The 15127-nt window shown below is 38.7% G+C and carries 13 protein-coding genes, 1 tRNA gene and 1 pseudogene; 3 read left to right on the top strand and 12 right to left on the bottom strand.

Annotation, left to right across the window (positions count from 1 at the left end; genetic code table 11):
• The 7 genes from cas10d to ACEW80_RS09470 all read right to left on the bottom strand — a co-directional run.
• Positions 1-2002 (bottom strand): type I-D CRISPR-associated protein Cas10d/Csc3 (gene cas10d, locus ACEW80_RS09500; RefSeq protein WP_373526340.1); only part of this gene is annotated, 2002 nt, incomplete at its 3' end.
• Positions 1995-2432, bottom strand: coding sequence for a DUF86 domain-containing protein (locus ACEW80_RS09495; RefSeq protein WP_373526339.1), 438 nt, complete (start codon positions 2430-2432; stop codon positions 1995-1997). The genes cas10d and ACEW80_RS09495, both read right to left, overlap by 8 nt.
• Before the next feature lie 17 nt (positions 2433-2449).
• Positions 2450-3469, bottom strand: a complete 1020-nt coding sequence (locus ACEW80_RS09490) for a YhcG family protein (RefSeq protein WP_373526338.1) — start codon at positions 3467-3469, stop codon at positions 2450-2452.
• Between the two features lie 159 nt (positions 3470-3628).
• Positions 3629-3949, bottom strand: coding sequence for a hypothetical protein (locus ACEW80_RS09485; RefSeq protein ID WP_334992799.1), 321 nt, complete (start codon positions 3947-3949; stop codon positions 3629-3631).
• 295 nt (positions 3950-4244) lie between these two features.
• Positions 4245-6461, bottom strand: a complete 2217-nt coding sequence (gene cas3, locus ACEW80_RS09480; protein ID WP_373526337.1) for a type I-D CRISPR-associated helicase Cas3' — start codon at positions 6459-6461, stop codon at positions 4245-4247.
• A complete protein-coding gene (locus ACEW80_RS09475; protein ID WP_373526336.1) occupies positions 6458-6844 on the bottom strand; it encodes a DUF5615 family PIN-like protein in 387 nt (128 codons plus the stop codon). The genes cas3 and ACEW80_RS09475 overlap by 4 nt, the downstream gene beginning before the upstream one ends.
• Positions 6841-7101, bottom strand: coding sequence for a DUF433 domain-containing protein (locus tag ACEW80_RS09470; RefSeq protein ID WP_194000298.1), 261 nt, complete (start codon positions 7099-7101; stop codon positions 6841-6843). The genes ACEW80_RS09475 and ACEW80_RS09470 overlap by 4 nt, the downstream gene beginning before the upstream one ends.
• A 168-nt stretch (positions 7102-7269) precedes the next feature.
• Here ACEW80_RS09470 and ACEW80_RS09465 point away from each other — a divergent pair, with 168 nt between their 5' ends.
• Positions 7270-8136 carry a WYL domain-containing protein gene (locus ACEW80_RS09465; RefSeq protein ID WP_373526335.1) on the top strand — a complete coding sequence of 289 codons (867 nt, stop codon included), beginning with the start codon at positions 7270-7272 and terminating at the stop codon, positions 8134-8136.
• A gap of 279 nt (positions 8137-8415) precedes the next feature.
• Here ACEW80_RS09465 and ACEW80_RS09460 read toward each other — a convergent pair whose 3' ends face one another.
• The 4 genes from ACEW80_RS09460 to ACEW80_RS09445 form a co-directional block, all read right to left on the bottom strand.
• On the bottom strand, positions 8416-9132 hold the full coding sequence (locus ACEW80_RS09460) for a pirin family protein (RefSeq protein WP_373526334.1): 717 nt from the start codon (positions 9130-9132) through the stop codon (positions 8416-8418).
• A 35-nt stretch (positions 9133-9167) separates the two neighbouring features.
• Positions 9168-10169: a tRNA lysidine(34) synthetase TilS gene (gene tilS / locus ACEW80_RS09455; protein ID WP_373526333.1), complete on the bottom strand. Its 1002-nt coding sequence runs from the start codon at positions 10167-10169 to the stop codon at positions 9168-9170.
• Between the two features lie 56 nt (positions 10170-10225).
• The gene (locus ACEW80_RS09450) at positions 10226-11398 is read right to left on the bottom strand and encodes a CapA family protein (RefSeq protein ID WP_373526332.1); all 1173 of its coding nucleotides are present in this window, start codon (positions 11396-11398) and stop codon (positions 10226-10228) included.
• Positions 11399-11561: 163 nt separating this feature from the next.
• A tRNA-Ser gene (locus ACEW80_RS09445) sits at positions 11562-11646 on the bottom strand.
• A 286-nt stretch (positions 11647-11932) separates the two neighbouring features.
• Between ACEW80_RS09445 and ACEW80_RS09440 the strand changes: the two genes are divergently transcribed.
• Both ACEW80_RS09440 and ACEW80_RS09435 read left to right on the top strand, forming a co-directional pair.
• Positions 11933-12973, top strand: coding sequence for a 2-hydroxyacid dehydrogenase (locus ACEW80_RS09440; RefSeq protein WP_373526331.1), 1041 nt, complete (start codon positions 11933-11935; stop codon positions 12971-12973).
• Positions 12974-13231: 258 nt separating this feature from the next.
• Positions 13232-14878, top strand: a complete 1647-nt coding sequence (locus ACEW80_RS09435) for a metallophosphoesterase (protein ID WP_373526330.1) — start codon at positions 13232-13234, stop codon at positions 14876-14878.
• 65 nt (positions 14879-14943) lie between these two features.
• Here ACEW80_RS09435 and ACEW80_RS09430 read toward each other — a convergent pair.
• A pseudogene (locus ACEW80_RS09430) lies at positions 14944-15127 on the bottom strand (tyrosine transporter); the annotation flags it as partial.

Below are 15127 nucleotides of genomic sequence, written 5' to 3'. Positions count from 1 at the left end.
AATGAGAAATTGAGCAGATTAATTGTTTCCCTCGCCCTGTTTTTTTGGCAGCATTGTAATTATCTAACTCATTTAAAAATGTTTCAACTTGAGTTTTAACTGACGGCTCTTGATTGGTGCCTGGTAACATCACAACTCGTTTTACCCAAAGCCTTAAATCATCCCAACCATCAGGCAATTCATATTGAGAAATTATCGGAGAAATTAAGGTTGTCAAATAGTCAATGACTTGCTGACAAGCTTCACGTACATCTTCAATACCTGGATGATGTTCTAAATATTTAGCTGCTAGATAATACCATTCATAAGGAACTCCCCCAGTATTTCCCTTTAATTTGTTTTCTTTGAGACTTTCATTAATGCGTTGAATTTCTCTAATTTGGGGTAAATATTCTGCTAAATTCCAAAACTCTGCAACTTTGTGAGTTAAATCAAAATCGGGAACTGCTGGCAGCTTTTTATCTTTTTTACGAGCAGAATCAATGCGATTAACTGTCTCTTCCCAAATCTTCCGGCTAACTAAATCACCAAATTCTGCTATTCGGTCAATGCGGATATCATCTTCAAATTTAAAATCATAATCAGCAGATAAAACATTTTGTTGCTGAAACTTATTCAGATTTTCGCTGCGACTTTTAGCGACAGAGCCTTTATTAGGGTTTAAGATGCGTAATGTAGCATCTAAAGCTACTTTTATTAAACCTATATCGTCAAAAAATAAGTTGTAATATTCAGCATATTTCATGCCTTTGCCATCTCTACCAAATCCCGTTTGTCTGAGGCGTAATTGACCCGCACAAAGCGATTTAATACTGTTAACTACACGGTCTGGTAAATCTTCCGGCGAGATAGCTGGAGCATTACGCGAAGCCAAGTAAATCACGCCTGTTGGCAGATATAACAAAGGTTCATAATATGTATCCTCATCGGTATTGAGACTAGTATGAGCCTGAATTAAAGCATTATTCACCACATTAGTTAAAACACCACGATTCTCAGCAATGCTGTGATAGGTAAATTTTAATTGTCCATCACTGAGGCTGTGGAGAATTCCATTTAATGTCTGGTGTTCTGCATCTTGAGGATGTTTAATAACTGAGGAAAGTAAATCAGCTAAACAAGTTAAATCAGCAAGACATATCAGGATATAATCATCAATTATTGGCTGTAAACCATACTCAGAAACATTGAGATTTGTATCATTTCGACGCTGGGCATTGTAGGCAATAAATAACAAATCATCTCGATATTCTTGCCATGCTGTTGGTTCATCAGGACTAACAAATTTATCAAGACCTAATTCACAGACTATAACATCTATAATTTCGCGGTGGGCATCTACAGATAACTTGCGAATGTCTTGTTCTTTATCTTGGCTAATTTCTTTATAATTATCTGGCATTTTAGGAAATAGCCGATAATCAAACTTCTCAAAATCATGTAAAATAAACCCAGCAATTAATAACCGTCTTTCTTGTTGTTGAATTACCCTTTTTGCAGTGGTATCAAGTTTATTTAGACAACGTTCTATTAAATTAGCTGGTAGTAAACCATTGAGTAAATGAGTATTTAAAGATTGATCACCTGCATTTCTTCGATCAAGCTTTTTCGGTTCTTTTATTTTGTGACTTTTTCCTAAATTATTTTTGTGGAAATTCTCTATCTCCTTTTCTCTCTTTTTATCAAGATAATCAAAAAATTTACCACCTTTGGCTGTAACTCCAACTGCTACCCGTAAAAGATTGGGTAAAACGTAATCACTAAATTGCTGCATAATTAAATCATCGTCATTTTCTGATTTAATTGCATCTTGCAGTAACTTGAGGGTTAAGAGTTCTGCTGATTGTGTTTCGACTTTTAGATTAGATGTTTCTTGAAAATCAGAATCATCTCCAGACATCCAATCATCATCTGATAGTTCAGAAATTGAATCATTTTCGGTTTCTGCTTCTAAGAGTGATAATTGTTGATATTCATCTGATTTTTTACTTTTTTTAGCCATCTTCTTCACTCAATGAGATTAAATAAGAGTTGATTTGTCTGACGTAAAGTGGATATTGCTGTAAAGCAAAACTAATTGCTCTGAAAACTTGATTTGGATCTATATCATCATATTCATAAACTAGGTGCTTTATTAGCCCTTCTGATAGTGCTAACTGTTTTGCTAATTCTGGTGTGATTACGTCATATTTAGCGAGTTTTATGAAAGATTCAAAATTAGTATTATCATTTCCAGGATTTAGTTTTGATAAGATGTGGTGATTGATATCTATTGCGGTTTGAGTTATTAGATGTAAAAGTCTTTCTGCAAGAAGTTGTTGAAAATAATCAGCCAAGAAATCATCAAGGCTTATAGAACTAAAATTTTCTAGGGTCTGGTAATATTTGCTGATTAATCTTATCTTGGCTAAAACTAGTTCATCTATATTCATTTTTGAATTCCAAATATTTATTCAAATCCTTCTAGCAATTTAGCAACTTGTTCTGGATCTGGAAGTTGATTTTTTAGTTCTTGCGGTAATTTAGAAACTATTTGGTAAGTTGCAACACCAATTGGTTTATTAGATTCCTTTAGTGCATATTCAACAATAGTTCTCTGTTTGGATTTACAAAGGATAATGCCAATAGAAGGATTTTCATCTGGTAGCTTTACCGTGTTATCTAAAACAGCTAAATAAAACTGCATTTTGCCAACATATTCAGGTAAAAACTTACCAATTTTTAATTCTATTGCCACCAAACACTTTAAACGGCGATGATATAATAGGATATCTATAAAATATTCTTCATCATCAACTTCTAAACGATATTGGCTACCAATAAAGGCAAATATTCCACCCATTTCTTGTAAGAAAGGTTGAACTTTTGCTAAAATTGACTCTTCTAGCTGTCGTTCGCTGTGTTCATCTGCTAATTCCAAAAAATCAAAAGTATATTCATCTTTAACTGCTAGCTTTAATTGGTTACGTATTTCTGCTGAAATACTTTGATCAAAATTAGTTTGATTAAGCAGAGTTTTTTCATAAGTTTGATTTTCAATTTGGTGAATCAAAACGTTTTTTGTCCAGCCAAAGTTCCGAGTCATTCTAATATAAAACTCTCGTTCTAAGTCATCTTTGCATTTTTCTAAAATGGCTAAATTGTGAGTCCATCCAATTTCTGCAACCATTGGTTGCAGTTTTTCCTTTTGGCTATATGTGACGTAAAAGTTCCGCATATTCCAGATATTTCGGGCGGAAAATCCACTAATACCAGGAAACTCTGCTTGCAAGTCTTTTGCTAGCTTTTCTACTACTGATTTACCCCAACTAGCATCCTGTTGTTTGATAACAATCATCTGCCCAATATCCCAATACAGGTTAATCATTTCCCGATTAACTGCCTTTAATGCTTCGTACTGGGCTGAACGAATCCGTTGTTGTACTTCCATAAGTAAATGTGTGTAATCGTCAGAAATGGAATTACTCATAATGAAAATAATTTATTTCTTCATGGTTTAGGCATTTAGTTTTTTATTTCAGCGCGTTACGCTATCGCTAATGGACTTTCACTAGCTATAGTTCTTGTTCATTCATATTGAGTTTTTCTAAAAATGTAAAAATTAATACTAAGCTTAGGCAAGTATTATTTACGAGTTACAGTTGGCATCTCCATTTGGAGAATAAGGGTTTTGAAGATGTTCTAAATCCTCTTTTCTAGAAAAACGATACTCCAACTCACGCACTTTTCTGACCAACCAATCAATTGATTCGGCATTTTCCAAATCCTGTATCTTTATTTCTTGATTTTGTTGTTCCACAGCACTAATACGGTAATGATGCTTAGAAATCTCGTTTAGTACAAGTGTATTTAATAAGTGCTGATTGTTGTTGATTAATTGCTGGATCTCGTTTATACCGGCAGTCGATCTCATATTGGTGAGGTAGGAGTCAGTATTCCGGTCTAGCATTTTACATTTTCCTTTATACATAGGGTTGCTCCCAGTATATCTTTTTTGTTTTTACTAGACCAGGGAATTTTTAACTTCATGCCAATTAATTAAAGGGTCTAATCTCATAGTAGTGATTGTGTGACCATTGGTGTTTATGTTTGACAATTAGCCTCTATTATGATAATTTCGTATTCTCAGGGTAATTCACCCCCTATTAGGGATTGAAACACACAGTCACTTCTAGCTGATAGCTTGTTTTCTACCCTGTAGCTTAAATAATTTAAGCAATTTAAATAAATCCCTATTAGGGATCTCAACATTGCGCTATCCATATCTCATCCCCTTTACTCTTAAACCAATGTGTCAAGGTATCTAGCAATAGTGCAGACTGCCCGAAGGCAATGCAGTATGGTGGTGTATTATCTAAAACACTATATTGGTCACTAATTGGGTAAATCTGAAAGTGCATTGGCAATCGTCCTTGCTGACGTACTCTCTCTAAGGGAAAAGGCAGCAGATAACTAACTAATGCCTGTTTCTTCAATTGCTTGTTAATTTCACTAATCCAATAGTTTGCAGGTTGCCAAACCTGAATACCCAACAACACCTGCACATCCCAAGTATCAGCAAAGGGTTTCAAGTCGCCAGGATAAGTAAATTTCCAATCTAGTCTTTCTTCTCGATAGCGAAGTAATTTCATAAATCCTAGACAGTTTTTAAATCTGCCTTTGGGAATAACTGTATCTGTGCGTTCTGCTGTCGCTTCTCGCAGTCGTTCAAATTCTGTCCCCTTCATCGGTTCAATTTCCAAGTTGCTGAGAATTCCGGGTAAATCGTAGGTTTTGAACTTATCAGCCTCATTTTTCTCTGTAGTGTCGTAAATTCCACACAGTAAAGGACTCTTACCCCGAAAACTCACAGCCTCCTCTAAAATAGGATTTCCCTTATCTGTTCCTGAAAGTTCGTGCCATTTTTCTTCCCATTGTTTGCTACGGACAAACGCTGCTTTAAGACTGGCTTTTCTTTTGTCAGTGCTGAAAACTATCTCACAATCTTTCTTTAGTGCTTCCTGACTACCTGCTGCATATTGCTGTTTAATATTAGGATGTCCTAACTGTCGAACCAGTCGCATAGATTGAACAACACCCCATCTAAAGTAATAGCCTGTAAAATCATTAATTTTGCGGTATTTATCCCTAATCTGATCGTGAAAAAATGGACGTTCATAAACTTCGCCTGACTTCAATGGTGCTGCTTCATCCTTCTCATCTTTTTCAAAAAGCCTTTTCACCAAAAATTCAGGGACAAGTGCATAAGCAGTAAAGTTAGTAAAATTAATCTGCTGTCCGTCACGTTCATAACCATCATGTCGTCCCAGTCTGCCTAAACGCTGTATAAAATTCCCCCCATCTGCTGATTCAAAAAACAAAAAATTTATTTTGAAATCTACACCAACATCAATAGTGCTAGTTCCTAAAATTAAGTCAGCATCAAGGAATTCTTCTTTAGTTTTTTTCCCAGTTAAACCAGTGTTTTCTTTAACTGTGAAATTACATGGCTGAAGAAAAGTTTTGAAAAAATCAGTTAACCGCTTCACAGATGCAATGGAGTTAAGAATAATTGCACCTTTGCTACCTGGATGCTTTTGCAAATGACTTAAAATCAATTCTGAATTATTTTTTAACCAAGTTTCAGATGCTTTGGATGTAGATTCTAAATCGATAAATTGCAATGATATTTTCCACGTAACTTTTCGCCAACCTTGGGTTTCTAGCTGCTGACACTCAGCAAGATTATTAGGAAAATGATACTTCTTTTTATCAAGTGGGTTAATTTCATGGCAGCGAAAATTTGCTAACTTAAGCCTTTCAATTAATTGCGGGTTTGGTGTGGCAGAAAGAAATAAAAACTTTTTACGCCTGTTAGTGTGACGAATCAATAGCATTGTGTTGATTACACTGACGATTTGTGGTGCTTGGAATACGTGGAACTCATCAAATATAATGAGATTAAACCTCTTATCGATTCGATTCCAAAGCTTATCAGGACTATCTTTAGAAAATAAATATGCACCATAATGTAGGTAGTGAAAAATATCAGGATTGGTAAGTAAAATATCCGATTGTGCAGTTCGAGTTTCTAAGGCTGCACCTTTTTTCAAACTTTCTTCTTCAGCATAAATTTCTAATTCTTGCCCACTTAATCGATTAACACGCGGTTTATGTTCAGGCTGAAATTGCTCAATATATCCTCTAATTTGCTTTTCTTGATCTCTGGCGAGTTCGTTAGTGGGATATAGCCCTAAAACAGGAGAGTGTCTTTGCAAAATATCCAGGTATCCGGCGAGACTTTTACCATCGCCAGTCATCGCAGTGTTGAACACTACATCAATATTTGGATCGCGCAAGGCTTCTAAAGTTGCGGCTTGATGCCAAGAAAGCAACCAATCTTTAGGTAATTTCACCCCGTCAGGTGTCGGGACGGTTTGCGAATAAACAGGCTTGAGAGTAATATGGTATGCTTCTGTCATTTGTCTTTTCTCTCCACTTCAATATCCTGATATTCCTGAATACTTCCTTGTCGAATCATCCATAATTTACCAGTCACATCTGCTGCTTCAAGCCCCGCAATTAGAGTTTCTGTAACTGTACTATAATCTTCAAAAGTAGGACGCGGTGGTAAACGAATGACTATAATTCCTGTATAGTGAGAAGGATTATATTTAAGACGATTTCCAAATCCTCTATCTATCGTTATTAAACATCTATTCTCACTGCGACAAATATCAATTAATTCCTCATCATGAGTTGAAATTAAACCTTGTTCTCGGACAGTGGCAACATCATGTCCTGCAAGACGCAATAATGTAACTACTCGCAGACTACCAAGATTTTCATCAAGTTTAATATTCACTTTTTTGATTCCTTTTGCAATCCTAAAGGAATTTCTACATAGCTATCTCTTGTCATCTCCGCAGCGTATGCAATACAGGCTAGAATATCTTCTCGTTCCAAACCGGGATATTCTTCTAAAATTGTCTCTATTTTTTCTCCACTTGCCAGAAGGTCAAGAATCAGGGAAACCCATATACGATGACCTTTAATACAAGGTTTACCGAAACAAATATTTGGATCAATGGAAATTCGGGATAGTAAATCGTTTTTAGTCATTGAAGCTTCTCCAAATTTGTCGTAATTCTTCTCAATAAATCCTCTTTTCCTAATTCTATATTTGGACTTACACTTAAATAGTGTCCGTAACTAGTTGCTAAAAACTATCATGGCACGCAAAATAAAGGTTGACAAGAAAAAATACAGATAAAGTACACGGACATTTTAATGAGTCGTAAAGGTCAATCTATTACACTGTCGATATCAGAACGTGATAAAGCCGAGTTAGAAGCGATCGCTCGTGAATTCGGTATGATGTGGGGAGAAGAGCCTAACATCTCTAAGTTAATTAAAGCGATCGCTCAACGTAAGTTACTCATCGGTAACAATAACGATTGGAAAGAACCACGCATTAGGGCATTACATAGATGTATCAATGCTTTGACAGACATCGGGCAAATTGAACAAGCCCAAATCATTGCAAACTTACTTCTGGAACGCAGCGAACTATCATTACCCCTGCGAGGCGAAATTGAACGTTTCCTAGAGAATTTGCCCCCAGCTTGGCGTTTAGAAATAGATCGTTATATCTTGCGTGAACAGCCCTTTCAGCTTTCTTATCAGGATGCAGCTGGGCGTGTGTTTAATTTTACTGTTCACCATGCCAAAGTTACGCCCCACGAAAAGCGGCAATATCTTGATTGTTGGTGCGAAGAGACAGAAGGAAACTTTGATATACCAGAACTAATTCACAATTGGAGTTTACGATTAGACCGAATTACGGATGCTGCTGTAACTTTAATTTCTGGTGAGTGGCGTACTAATTTGGATGAAATAAAAGTAGAAATGCACTTATTTTCTGGCTTGGCTTTTGCCTATCAAGCCAAACCAGAAGACGATATTAATGAGTGGCTACAAGATAAAGCGCGAGTTCGGCGAGTTGTCAGGCGAATATCTAGTACATTTTGGTTTATGCGAGAAGTGATGCAGTATGCGCCAGATTGTGTAGTAATATTACCAGAAAATGTGCGCGATCGCCTTAAACAAAAACTCCGCACTCTATGCCAGTTGTACGATATCGAAATCAGCAAGTAAATCAAGTTTGCGACTCGTCAATTAAGTTTCTAACTCGCAAATCAAATTTGCAACTCGTATAAGTAGCTGAAGAGGTTGCATAGCTATATAACTAAAGCTAATAATACACTTATACTACAAAAGGGATAGGTCGAAACTATTGTGAAAGTTTTGTATCCCTATCTTTATAATTCCCAATAGCAATCTTATTTGATTCGTGAGAATTGCAAGCCCCAGATCCCCAACTTCTCAAAGAAGTCGGGGATCTTGTTTCTGCGCGTTTGATTCAGGATTGCTATATCACGCTAAATCGAAAAGCAAGATTTCTGCGCCAATGTTGGTGCTAATTTCTAGCTGTTCTTCACCATTAATTTGCACTCCATCGCCTGTTCTAAGTTCCTCGCCATTTAAATTAACTATGCCTTGCGCTATTTGTAACCAGGCATAACGATCAGGTTTGACTTGATAATTAACAACATCACCATGCTCTAAAACAGATACGTATAAATCAACATCTTGGTGAATTATTACAGCACCATTGCGCCCATCTTTAGCAGCAATTAAGCGGAGTTTGCCTTGCTTTTCTTCGAGAGGAAAAGTTTTTTGTTCATACCTTGGTGTCAATTCTTGTTGATCAGGAAGAATCCAGATTTGTAACAAGTGCAAGGCTTCAGTGGGTGAAGGATTAAATTCGCTATGGCTGATCCCAGTACCAGCACTCATAATCTGTGCGTCACCGGGGCGAATGACTGAACCAGTACCCAAGCTGTCTTTATGCTCTACAGCACCTTCTAAGACATAGGTGAGGATTTCCATGTCACGATGACTGTGGGTAGGGAATCCAGCAGCAGGGGCGATGCGATCGTCGTTAATCACTCGCAGAGAGCGAAATCCCATGCGGTTGGGATCGTAAAAACTACCAAAGGAAAATGTGTGATAACTATCGAGCCAGCCCGTTTGAGCATGACCTCGTGCATCTCTATCATGAATTAGGTGGTTAATTGTATTTTGAGACATAGATTTACCTCGCTGTTAATGAGTATTTACGATGACTATTTTAAACAGATCCAGTCGCCTTCTACTTGAGCGATCGCACCACCGGGAAATGGATCAGTTTGCGATCGGTTTGGCGCTGTAATTAAAGCCGTTAATTTTTCGATGTGTTCAAAATTGGGGGCGTCAGTCAGTATTCGCTGCAATATTTGACGCATTACGCGGCGTTGCAGCGCCAATGGTGCTTTCTGCAATACTCGACGATTTAACTGTAAGGGAAGAAGAGGAGTAAGGGAATCTTTTTCATGCCCCATGTTCCATGACATCGCCTCTTCCTGCAACTGCTGGGCAGCTTTTTCCAGATATTCCACTTCTGCTTGGAGAAGTTCTGCTGTTTGGGCTAAGGCTAATTCTACTTGGGGGTTAAAATTTTCTTGTAAATATGGTAATAACTCTTGGCGGATGCGGTTGCGGGCGTATTTTAAATCTTGATTAGTGGAATCTTCCCAAATTGGTAATTTGAACTCTTGACAAAATTGCTCTGTTTGTGTCCGAGTAATTTCTAAAAGTGGACGCACTAGCATAATGCTCGTAGTTAGAGGGCGTTGCCAAGTCAGGGCTTGTAAGCCATCAGCACCAGTACCACGAATTAAATTGTAGAGGAGAGTTTCGGCGCGATCGCTTGCGGTATGTCCTGTAACTATATGTTGATAATTATTTGCCTGAGCGATCGCACTTAAAGCTTGATAGCGCCAATCGCGTGCAGTAGCTTCACTATTTACCGGAGCGATCGCTGTTTCTAAATAAAAGGATATACCCCAAGTTTTAGCTAAGTTTTCGACATGGTTAGCATTAGCTTGGGAGTCAGAACGCCAGCGATGATCGCAGTGAGCAATACCTAAATGCCATCCCCATTTTGATTGTAAATCTAAAAGTAATTTTATTAAACATAGAGAATCCTGTCCGCCAGAAACAGCGACTAATAGCCGCTGATCGCGCTCAAATAAGTGACGCGATTTGATAGTACGATGTATTTTTGCGTGTAGAGGAGTCCATACCATTTTTGGAACTTGTCATAGTTTTTGGATTTGACTTGCAGCCACAACTTCCATATTTATTATTTGCTATTCTGTACAACAATTTCCCCTTTCTGATTAATCTTCATTGGACTCTTTGGAAAAGCTTGATTATTCAAATAGCGCATAAGTTTCACAGTCCGAAAACGCTGATCGATTTGAGGGATTCCCTGCCGATCCATGCGAACAGGAATAATTTTGCTTGATACTAAATTTCCTGCTGAGTTGAGTTTGACTTCTAAAATCATCGAATCACCAGTCTGGGCATTTGTAGATAAAGTCCGGTATCCCAGAAAGTTTCCTAAAGAATAGGCGATGATTTTTCCTTTATATATTTCCATCGCTCTCGGAACGTGAGGCCCATGTCCCAGCACTAAATCTGCTCCCGCATCAATCATTTTTCGGGCAAACTTGATCGAATTACCTCGGTTTTCTCCATAAAAAAACTCTGTTTTATTCTTAATATATAGTGCCCCCGTTCCTTCGGCTCCAGCGTGCATCGATACTATGACAATATTGGCTTTATTTTTGGCTTTTGCTATCAGTGCTTGGGCTGCTCCTAAATCATGCATAGAATTATACATTTCGTAAGGAGAAAACCCGACCATTGCTACGGGGATATTGTTAGCTTCCAAATAGAGAATTTGATTTTTATGACCTAATGTTGCAATGCCCACAGCCTCAAGATTTTTCATTGTATCTTTGAATCCTACCGGGCCAAAATCCATTGCATGGTTATTCGCCATATTCAACACATTAAAACCAGCCTCACCAAACAACCGGGCATATTTAGGTGGAGAGCGAAAAGCAAAGACTTGTCCTCGACTAATATCTTTGTCCGTATAGGGATAATTAGTTAAGCTACTTTCAAAGTTACCAAACAAAATATCAGATCCTTGCAAGTGAGTTCTCACTGACTTTGGTAATAATTGATCTTGAAAGCGGGGTAATTTGTGGCTAGGGAAATTAGTGCCGGGAATAATATCTCCAACTGCTTTGATGGTAACGGTATCTGTAAAGGTTTGTTGTTCTATTATTGATGGCGTGACTTCAGAGATGGCTGATGGAAATACCACAGGTTCGGTGGGTGTAGTAGCAGCATTTAATCGCTGTGATTGCCCAAGCCGAATCACGATTCCTATACTAATACCAAGATATAAACATACGCTGATAAAACTAAATGAGACTACTCTGCCAATACTGCGATTTGCCATTGTTCACTCCTCACACGATGGCATTAGTTTATCCTAAAAAATCTGTGTTGAGAGTGTATATTTTACTGCTAATTATATATCTGTAAGTAGAGGTGTACAGATGTATACCTCTACTCGCAAAACCGCGATCGCATGATCATCTTTTTCAGCAATATTTTTGAAACGGAGAGGGGGGGATTTGAACCCCCGTTGAGTTTCCCCAAAACGCATTTCGAGTGCGTCACCATCAACCACTCGGACACCTCTCCAGTTATTTATTCACACATTTGAATATCTATTTTAGATTTAAATGCTGTGAATTTAGGAAAATCTAATTATACCCCCATGAAATTATAGCATTTCTCTTAATCAGGCGATCGCTCTACCCCAAATCCTAAATTTTTGCTTTAGTTTGAGAATTGCTCGCATAAATGATAATCCCTAAGACTGGCAATGAGCAAAGGTGTTGCAGCTACGTCCGTCGTGATATCGCTCTGCTAAATGCCAAGGTATTATGTACTCGAACACCGTGCAGCATAAAGTCTGAGGTTTAGCATGAAAGTAGCAGTCTTCAGTACAAAAGCCTATGATCGGCAGTTTTTAGAAGCTGCAAATTCTATCTCAACGCAGGGAACCTCCGCACACCAATATCCTCACGAGTTAGTATATTTTGAACCTCGTTTAAATCGAGATACCGCCATCCTAGCCGCCGGATTTCCGGCAGTTTGCGTATTTGTGCATGACCAGGTTGATGCCCCAACTTTACAACTTCTCGCCTCACGGGGAACTCGTTTAGTTGTCCTTCGCTGTGCAGGGTTTAACAATGTAGACTTACAAGCCGCAGCAGACTTGGGGATGACTGTTGTGCGTGTTCCTGCCTATTCACCCTATGGAGTAGCAGAACACACCGTGGGATTAATTTTGTGCCTGAATCGTAAAATTCATCGTGCCCATAACCGGGTTCGAGAAGGCAATTTTTCCATAGATGGACTATTGGGATTTAATTTGCATGAGCGCACAGTGGGGATTGTCGGCACCGGCAAAATCGGTTTGATTTTAGGACAGATTATGAAGGGGTTTGGTTGTCATATATTAGCTTATGATGTTTATCGTAATCCAGAATTGGAGGCGCTAGGCGGGAAGTATGTAGAATTGCCTGAACTATTTGCTAACTCCGATATTATTTCCCTGCATTGTCCTCTGACTACCGAAACGCATCACTTAATCAACGCTGAGGCTATAAAACAGATCAAGTCAGGTGTAATGCTAATTAACACTAGCCGAGGAGCGTTGATTGATACCCAAGCAGTGATTGAGGGATTGAAGTCAGGAAAAATTGGCTATCTTGGTGTGGATGTTTACGAACAAGAATCGGAATTGTTCTTTGAGGATTTGTCTGGTGAAATTATTCAAGATGATATTTTCCAGCGCTTGACAACGTTCCCCAACGTACTAATTACTGGACACCAAGCCTTTTTTACAGCAGAAGCTCTCCACAATATTGCAGAGACAACTTTTGCTAATATTGCTGACGTTGAACAAGGTCGTGTCTGTCCAAATGAAATCCGCGCTCAACCAGAAACGGAGAGAAAATAATTTTAGTTTTTCCTAAAAGCCTCAGTCATATTTCAATTCAGCAACGCGATAAAAAGTCTGAATTAGCAAAAATGCGTAGGCGTAGCCCGTCGTAGACATCGCACATAAAAATCCGATTTGAGTCTTGGACACCTGACAAAATTTGGTATACTACTCATGCTCAGACGCTTAAGCATCGGTAAAATTTACTCAGTAGCTATGCTTGTGCTTGTCATCTGCTTTACCCTAGTAAGCGTGCATTCATGTGGGCAAACAAATATGACATCAGCACCCAAACTACTAACCGATCCATTTTTGCAACTGCCAACTGAAACCTCAGTGCGAGTAGTTTGGTTTACCGAATTTGCTGGTGTTAATCACACAGTAACCTACGGGGAAAATCTCAAACAAACTGCGAAGGCAAATACTACCAAACTCAGTCGCACTCGTGAAGACCAAGATTCAAGAGTCGCAAACCAAACCAAAGACGGCCAAGTTTATCAAAAACCCGTCCAGCGTGACATTTGGCGACATGAAGTTGAGGTGACTGGGTTAACTCCTGGTGTGCGGGTAAACTATCGGATTACGAGTGCGCTAGAAGCTGGCGAGAGCGTTAGTAGTGATGTTTTTAGCCTCGCAGCTACCCCAAAATCAGGTACATCACTAAAAATTTTGCTTACTTCAGATCATCAACTAAAACCGATGACAGCAGCAAATCTGCAAAAGGTGGTAGAGACAATTGGCAGAGTTGATGGAGTGTGGTTTGCTGGTGATTTGGTCAACGTTAGCGATCGCGCCTCAGAATGGTTTGATGATCATAGTGGTGGTGCATTGTTTCCCGGTTTACAAGGTCGTGCTAAATATGAAATGACGCACGACGGCGTTAAGACAACCTACACTGGTGGACAAATAATTCAATATGCACCCATGTTTACTTGCATTGGCAATCATGAGGTGATGGGACGATTTGATAGGACGGGAAGTTTAAACGGTGAATTTGATGATCCGATTCCTCGTGCAGTTGCTCAAAAAATCTCCCCGGACAAATCTCTAATAGATAATTCTTTTAATACTAATACTTATGAAGAGATTTTCACTCTACCAAAAAGTCAAGAGGGTGGAAAAAAGTATTATGCAGTTACCTTTGGTGATGCGCGTTTGGTGGTACTGTACATCACGAATATGTGGCGGACTCCCAGCTTGAATGCAAAGCATAAGGGTAGATATCAAGAAGCAGAAAAGGATTTAAATAATCCTGAGAATTGGGGTTATGGACAGGTTATTTATGAGCCAATTACTAAAGGTAGCAAGCAGTACAATTGGCTAGAGGCAGAACTCAACAGCCCTGAGTTTAAACAAGCAAAATACAAAGTTGTAATGTTCCATCATCCGCCCCACACTCTAGGTGATAATATAGTTCCTCCTTATACAGAACCAATACAAATAATTGAACGGGATAGCGAGAATATCAAAGCAGTGCGTTACGAATACCCCAAAGATGCAGATTATATTATCCGCGATGTTGTCCCTTTATTAGAAACGGCTAATGTGCAATTAGTATTTTATGGACATTCCCATTTGTGGAACCGCTTTGTTAGTCCCAGTGGAATGCACTTTCTGGAAACATCTAATGTGGGCAATACTTACGGTGCTGCTTGGGGTGACAGAAAGCGAGAAGTGCCAATTGGGTATCAAGAGGATTATGTTAAGCTTGGCGATCCCAATGGTTTAGAACCGATGCTGCCAACAATTGCCCCCTTGCTGGGCGAAGATGGTAAGCCGATGTCTTACATTGCGAGTAATGATATTACAGTTTTCAGTATTTTTGATACGGGGACGAGTACGATAAGTAGCTATCGCTTTGATACCCGCAAGCCTGATTCTGAAGTATTGAAGTTTGATGAGTTTAAGTTGAATTCCCAGTGACTAGCGAGTAGGTAGTTGGTGGTTTGTCAGCAACGAATGGAAATGGAATTTTTTATTCAGCTTGATTAACCAGACATAATAAAAATTGACATAATTTGTCTTTCCATTAGGGCTAATGCCACTCCAATCATTACAATAAGTGTCACCTTACCACCAGGAACAAGTGGTTGATTTACGCTATTTGAATTTTCCTGCTCTTGACGTTGCTTCCAACTCATTAACGCCGGAATAATCCCACCTAAAACTGAG

The sequence above is a fragment of the Nostoc sp. genome, assembly GCF_041747015.1.
In the GTDB taxonomy this organism is placed as follows: domain Bacteria; phylum Cyanobacteriota; class Cyanobacteriia; order Cyanobacteriales; family Nostocaceae; genus Nostoc.
Note: the sequence above shows the minus strand (reverse complement) of the source record. Positions and strands in the feature narration are given on the sequence as shown.

Excerpts from the sequence above, each read along its gene's own strand:
- ACEW80_RS09450 (WP_373526332.1), bottom strand. The coding sequence starts at position 11,398 with ATGGCAAATCGCAGTATTGGCAGAGTAGTCTCATTTAGTTTTATCAGC.
- cas3 (WP_373526337.1), bottom strand. The coding sequence starts at position 6,461 with ATGACAGAAGCATACCATATTACTCTCAAGCCTGTTTATTCGCAAACC.
- ACEW80_RS09460 (WP_373526334.1), bottom strand. The coding sequence starts at position 9,132 with ATGTCTCAAAATACAATTAACCACCTAATTCATGATAGAGATGCACGA.
- ACEW80_RS09495 (WP_373526339.1), bottom strand. The coding sequence starts at position 2,432 with ATGAATATAGATGAACTAGTTTTAGCCAAGATAAGATTAATCAGCAAA.
- ACEW80_RS09485 (WP_334992799.1), bottom strand. The coding sequence starts at position 3,949 with ATGCTAGACCGGAATACTGACTCCTACCTCACCAATATGAGATCGACT.
- ACEW80_RS09440 (WP_373526331.1), top strand. The coding sequence starts at position 11,933 with ATGAAAGTAGCAGTCTTCAGTACAAAAGCCTATGATCGGCAGTTTTTA.
- ACEW80_RS09470 (WP_194000298.1), bottom strand. The coding sequence starts at position 7,101 with ATGACTAAAAACGATTTACTATCCCGAATTTCCATTGATCCAAATATT.
- ACEW80_RS09465 (WP_373526335.1), top strand. The coding sequence starts at position 7,270 with ATGAGTCGTAAAGGTCAATCTATTACACTGTCGATATCAGAACGTGAT.
- ACEW80_RS09490 (WP_373526338.1), bottom strand. The coding sequence starts at position 3,469 with ATGAGTAATTCCATTTCTGACGATTACACACATTTACTTATGGAAGTA.
- ACEW80_RS09435 (WP_373526330.1), top strand. The coding sequence starts at position 13,232 with ATGACATCAGCACCCAAACTACTAACCGATCCATTTTTGCAACTGCCA.
- tilS (WP_373526333.1), bottom strand. The coding sequence starts at position 10,169 with ATGGTATGGACTCCTCTACACGCAAAAATACATCGTACTATCAAATCG.